The organism is Candidatus Rokuibacteriota bacterium (assembly GCA_016209385.1).
In the GTDB taxonomy this organism is placed as follows: Bacteria; Methylomirabilota; Methylomirabilia; order Rokubacteriales; family CSP1-6; genus JACQWB01.
The window spans coordinates 1-5,501 of sequence record JACQWB010000250.1 but is presented as its reverse complement, the minus strand read 5'-3'; the positions used below and the strand labels follow the sequence as shown (position 1 = coordinate 5,501).

6 protein-coding genes are annotated in these 5,501 nt (G+C 66.0%); 4 read left to right on the top strand and 2 right to left on the bottom strand.

The features are described from left to right. Positions 1-981 (bottom strand): B12-binding domain-containing radical SAM protein (locus tag HY726_18750; protein ID MBI4611036.1); only part of this gene is annotated, 981 nt, incomplete at its 3' end. A 186-nt stretch (positions 982-1,167) separates the two neighbouring features. On the opposite strand from HY726_18750, the gene HY726_18745 reads away from it, so the two are divergent. The 3 genes from HY726_18745 (at position 1,168) to HY726_18735 (ending at position 4,213) form a co-directional block, all read left to right on the top strand. Continuing rightward, on the top strand, positions 1,168-1,575 hold the full coding sequence (locus tag HY726_18745; protein MBI4611035.1) for a hypothetical protein: 408 nt from the start codon (positions 1,168-1,170) through the stop codon (positions 1,573-1,575). A 383-nt stretch (positions 1,576-1,958) separates the two neighbouring features. Then, complete coding sequence (locus HY726_18740) at positions 1,959-2,936, top strand: D-glycerate dehydrogenase (protein MBI4611034.1); 978 nt, start codon at positions 1,959-1,961, stop codon at positions 2,934-2,936. 59 nt (positions 2,937-2,995) lie between these two features. Next, positions 2,996-4,213 (top strand): aminopeptidase P family protein, encoded by a 1,218-nt coding sequence (locus HY726_18735; protein ID MBI4611033.1) that lies wholly within the window; start codon positions 2,996-2,998, stop codon positions 4,211-4,213. A gap of 609 nt (positions 4,214-4,822) precedes the next feature. Here the strand turns inward: HY726_18735 and HY726_18730 are convergent. Continuing rightward, complete coding sequence (locus HY726_18730; GenBank protein ID MBI4611032.1) at positions 4,823-5,068, bottom strand: hypothetical protein; 246 nt, start codon at positions 5,066-5,068, stop codon at positions 4,823-4,825. A gap of 248 nt (positions 5,069-5,316) precedes the next feature. Between HY726_18730 and HY726_18725 the strand changes: the two genes are divergently transcribed. Next, on the top strand, positions 5,317-5,501 hold a 185-nt coding region (locus tag HY726_18725), incomplete at its 3' end, for a hypothetical protein (GenBank protein ID MBI4611031.1).

Below are 5,501 nucleotides of genomic sequence, written 5' to 3'. Positions count from 1 at the left end.
CACGAACATGCCGTGGATCCTGATGTTGTGGGCGTGGAAGCGCTCGATGGACCGCTCGATCTTGGCCAGGTCCTGTTTCTTCTGGAAGAGCTTGAGGGTCCGCGGGTTAATGGACTCGAACCCCACGTAGACGTTGAAGCAGTTTGAATCCCGCATGAGCTGGAGGAGCTCCGGGTCGTCCACCGTCTCGGTCCGGACCTGGGCGCCCCACTCCGGGGTGAGCCCTTCCCGGATCATCCGGGACAGCAGCTCCTTCACCCGCTTCTTGTTGGCTGTGAAGATGTCGTCGGCGAAGAAGGCATAGAGGTCGTCCCGGTGGAGCCGGAGCTCCTCCAGCACCCGGTCGATCGAGTGGGTGCGGAAGGCGTGCCCGTACATCCCCGGCACCGAGCAGAAGGTGCAGGAGAACGGGCAGCCGCGGGAGGTGGCGATGGAGACCACGCCGCCCGACTTCCAACCGGTGATCAGGTGGTAGTCGGGGATCGGGTTGACGTCCAGGTTGGCGATCTTGGGGCGCTCGGGGTTGTGGACCGCGCGCCCCTCCGCGTTGAGGTAGGAGAGGTTCTGGATCTTCTCGACCCCCGAGCCGGCCTGGATCGCGTCCACCAGCTCCTGGAAGGCGAACTCGCCTTCGCCGCGCACCACGTAGTCGGCGTGCTGGAGCCCCTCGTCCGGGAGAAACGTGACGTGGGTCCCGCCGACCACGGTGAGGATCCCGGCCTCGCGGACCTGGTCGGCCAGGCGGTAGGACTGGGGAGCCGTCGAGGTGATCGCGGAGATGGCGACGAGGTCGGCCGACAGCAGTTCGCCCATGTCCACGGGATGGATGTCCTCGATATAGACCCGCACCTCGTACCCTTTGTTCCTCATGATGGTGGCCAGCAGCACAGACCCTAATCGCGGAATAGTTATGCGGCTGTAGACGTGTAGGTGCGTGGACTTGGGCTCTACGAAGACGAGCTTCTTCAGCTGGCGCCGCATTGGATCCCTCCCGATGGCTCGCCGGTCAGGAGTAAATTGCCGCAACCCTAGCACCCGGGGGGGCGATTGTCAACTGGACCGGCTGGATCCCTCCTCAGGGATTTCCCCCCCGCCGATGCCGGGATTTACCTGATTCCGCCTCAGGCCTCGGGCAACCATGCTGTTTTGGGACGCACACACCTGACCATGCCACACCTGACCATGCGGGGTACCGCTGAGAGCTACATGGAGGCGCCATACCTCACGACGCAGCCTTGGGGGATGACCCCCCGGCAGGTGCTTCTCCAGCTCTATGACTTCGCCGTCGACGGTTGCGTGGCCCGGGACATGCGGCGGGCCGGAGCGGCTCTGGAGGAACTGATCGCGGCACTGGACTTCAGCCACGAGGCGACCGCCCCCGGTCTCTACCGTCTCTACGAGCACGCCCTTCGGGAGGTGAGAGCGGAGCGCTACAAGGTCCCCCTTGGCATTCTCCGGGAGCTCCGCGACGCCACCGCGCTTCGGACCCTCCTGACGCCGGCCCTGCTCGCCAAGCTGGCCAGCCGGGCCCTGCCCCAGGATCGCCTGCCGCTCCCGTCGCTCAAGGACCAGTAGCCCTTCCCCACCAGGCCCTCCTCGTCATAAGATCTCGTTCCGGCTGAAGGTTACCGCTCCCCGCCGATCTTTCCGAGTTCGGCCAGGATCGCCCCCCGTTTGTTCGCGTCATCGGCGGCCTTTCGCTCGACAAGCGCGGCCTGCTCGAGGCAATCCAGCACGCAGCGAACGCCACGACGAGAACACCGCGCACGCGCGGCTTTCTTCTTGCCAGGCTCGTCATCCGCCGCGTAACTTACCGCCGCATCCGCACATTTATCCGCCCCGTGTCGGGGGGCAGGTTCTGTTCGCGCGCGAGCGAGGCGGTAGGCGGTAGTAGGAACGATCATGGTCCTCGGCTCCTTGACAGAAGCATTGGGCCGGTGATACAAAAGGGCGCCCCGATGGCTCCCACGATCTTTGTCACCCAGCCGATTCCAGAGAACGCTCTGGCCCGACTCCGAAAATTGGGGAAGGTGGAGCTGAACCCGGATCCCCTACACATCATCACGAAGTCGGAGCTGATGGCGGCGCTCACGCGGAACGAGTACCTCTTGTGCCTCCTTCACGACCGCGTGGACGCCGAGGTGATCAATGAAAGCCCGAAGCTCAAGCTGATCGCTTCGATGGCCATTATTCCTGCGGGGATCGACATGGCGGCCGCGACGGCGCGGCGGATCCCCGTGACCACGATTCCTCCCGTTGTCACTGAGGCGACGGCCGACCTGCACTGGGCGCTGCTCATGACTGTGGCCCGGCGGGTCGTGGAAGCGGACGGCGCCGTCCGCTCCGGCCTCTTCCCGGGAGCGCAGTCCATGTATCTCGTCGGAGGCGAGGTGAACGGCAAGACGCTGGGCATCGTGGGCCTCGGCAGAATCGGCGAAGCCGTCGCGCGGCGGGCTCAGGGCTTCGGCATGCGGATCCTCTATACCAAGCGCAATCGGCTGGACGCCTCGCGCGAGTCCGCCCTGGGGGCCGCGTACCGACCGCTGGATGATCTCCTCGGAGAGTCGGACTTCGTCTCCGTCAACGTGGCGTTGACGCCGGAGACCGTCCATCTCATCGGGCGCCGGCAGCTCGGGCTGATGCGCCCCTCGGCCTACCTCGTGAACACCGCCAGGGGTCCGATCGTCGATGAGCAGGCCCTGGCGGACGCCCTCGAGCGGAAGCAGATCGCCGGGGCTGCCCTCGATGTCTACGAACACGAGCCCCGGGTCGAGCCGCGGCTCCTGAGCCTCTCGAACGTGGTGCTGACACCCCACATCGGCAGCGCTGCCCTGGAGACCCGTACGCACATCGCGTCCATCGTGGCCGAGAACATCGTCGCGGTAATCGAGGGGCGGCGGCCGCCGAACCTGTACAACCCCGAGGTCTACGCGTGAGCTGGACGGGCGATCCCTCGCCGGCCCGCGCCCCGGTGGGGTGGGAGCCGAAGTAATCGATGTACGGCTACGCGCGCGGGCAGTTCCAGGTTGACTACGAGGCACGGGTGGACTTCGACCGCCTGCGCCTGGCGCGCGTCGCGAAGACCCAGCAGGCCATGCGGGCGAAGGGCCTGGACGCCCTCGTCCTCTGGAAGGACGAGAACGTCCGCTACCTGACCAGCCTCCGGGCGATCATGCTCCAGTACCGGTCCACGACGCAGTACGGGGTCATCCTCTTTCCCGAGGGACAACCGGTCCTGTTCCTGTCCGGCGGCGAGTACGCTCGGGCGAAGGAGGTGATGCCGTGGATCGGCGACTTCGTGATCATCCCGATCATGGAAGAGGTGGGGATGGTCGAGGCCGTGACGGCGGAGCACACGGCTCGGGTGCTCCGCGAACACGGCGCGGAGGGCGGGCGCGTGGGCTTCGACGGGATGACGATGCCCCAGCTCAACGCCTACACGAAGCACCTCAACCGGGCGCAGATGGCCGACGGCGAGACCTTCATGCAGGAGGTTCGCCGGGTCAAGCTGCCCGAGGAGATCCAGCTCTTGCGAGAGGCAGCGGCCATCGCTGACGCCGTGACCGAAACCGCGATTGAGGCGGTCAAACCCGGCGTCCGCGAGTGCGAGGTGGCCGGCGAGGCGATGCGCACGCTCTTCCGGCTCGGGGGCGAGTTCGCCCACCTCGCGAGCCCCTTCGTCTCCTCGGGGGAGCGCATGTCCCCGCCCACGCGCTTCGCCACGGACAAGATCATCCGGAACGGCGATCTGGTCTTCATCGACATCGGCGCCTGCTGGAACGGTTACTTCTCCGACGAGGGACGGGCCGTGATCTGCGGCACGCCTTCCGACATCCAGCGCAAGGTCTACCGGACCGTCTATGACTGCCTGATGGTCGCCCACCGGGGTCTGCGTCCCAGCCGCACGAACAACGAGATAGCGGCAGAGATCAAGCAGGTGGCGGCCAGGGCCGGCCTCGAGCAAAACCTCCTCCACCTCTTCATCGGCCACGGGCTCGGGATCTCCTCCAACGAGCCGCCGTACATCGGCGAGCCCCAGCGGGGCTCGAGCGAAGTGGTGCTGGAACCGGGGATGGTGCTGGCCGTGGAGCCGCTCATCTGGGTGGGAGGCGTCCGCGGCGGCGGGGGGGTCCGGCTCGAAGACACCTTCGTGGTGACCGAGGGCGAGCCCGAGGTCCTGACGCGGTGCGGGTTCGACGAGCGCCTTCTCTGAGCCCAGGGGGAGGTCATCAAGAGGGGTACAGGAACCGGCTCTACTGAGCCGCCCGCGGCCCCGGCGGCCCCCGGGGAGCCACTCCTCTCCTCGTAGCCGGGGGCCCACCGCGTCAGCGTTCCCCTTGACCGGGGCTTCATCCGCGCTTTAGCATCGGCCATGCTCCCGATGCTGGGAGACGCGGGAGCAACAGCCCCCGCGGCAGGTTTCTCCCGTAGGCCGGTGGGATTTCCTGCCGCCGCTTGGGCGGGGTGGAGCGGACCGGGGCTCCGACTACGGCCGGAGAAGGGCCTTTGTGCTTCCTAGGCCCTTCTATAGTTGCCCGTCAAAGAATTCCCTGTCAAACTACCGATTGTGCCTAAATTGTGCTCATGCTTAGGTTACTCAGTTGATCATGCTGCAATAGACAGGGCTTGCCCGTGGAGTGCGGAAAGCTTGCGAATCGCCCTTCCGGATATGCAATGAAATGGGGAGCGTGCTAGCCTGCAGTTCGAGAGTTGCTGCAGGGAACTCAGTATTTGGAAAGTACTCATGGTTCTCCCTAACAAGTATAGTTTAGTGGCGATCCGAGCCTCAGGTGTTGCCGGTGACGGCCATGGTCGGGTCCGCCTAGCGGTCGCCTTCGAGCCGGCGAACCCGCCGGTCGAGGTCGGTGTACGACGCCGTGAGAAGAGCCGTCAGGTCCCTTCGGGTCTCACGGATCTCCTCTCGGAGGTTATGCTCGAGCCGATCCACGCGCTCGGCCAGCGCCGTGACGCCTTCGGCGACGAGCCGGACCTCGGCGCGCATCCCTTCGGCGATCACGTCGAAGTGGCGGCGGGTCTCGTCGAATTGGGCTCTGATTTCGGGGTCCATCGCCGTCGTGGCAACAGCCTACCACGCGGCGTTCAGCCCGGACAAGAGCGTATCCGATTTTCGACACCTTCGGGCTAGACGGGCCCGTTATCCGTGTGTAGCAAGGAGGACATGGCGCGGGGGGGTTGGTCCCTCAGCGACGGGCATGGCGGTCTCCGGGGATCGCGCCGAGCAGTACCGCTCTGCGAGCCGGGGCGTTCTTGACCTGCCGGCGCCCCCGCGCTACTGTTGGCCAGGGGAGAGTGACCGTGAAAACGATCACCGTGACGCCCGAGGAGATGAACCGGAGGACCGTGCGTTTCAAGAACCTCGAATCGTACCAGGTCCAGCAGGAGCGGGCGAGCGGCATCCCCCGACCCGTTCTCGAGCGGATCGCCGCGCACCGCGTCTACCCGATCATGGTGCCGAGGACCTACGTCGGGCGCGGCGGCTT

Coding starts and splice junctions, on each gene's coding strand:
- HY726_18745 (MBI4611035.1), top strand. CDS start 1,168: ATGCCACACCTGACCATGCGGGGTACCGCTGAGAGCTACATGGAGGCG.
- HY726_18740 (MBI4611034.1), top strand. CDS start 1,959: ATGGCTCCCACGATCTTTGTCACCCAGCCGATTCCAGAGAACGCTCTG.
- HY726_18735 (MBI4611033.1), top strand. CDS start 2,996: ATGTACGGCTACGCGCGCGGGCAGTTCCAGGTTGACTACGAGGCACGG.
- HY726_18730 (MBI4611032.1), bottom strand. CDS start 5,068: ATGGACCCCGAAATCAGAGCCCAATTCGACGAGACCCGCCGCCACTTC.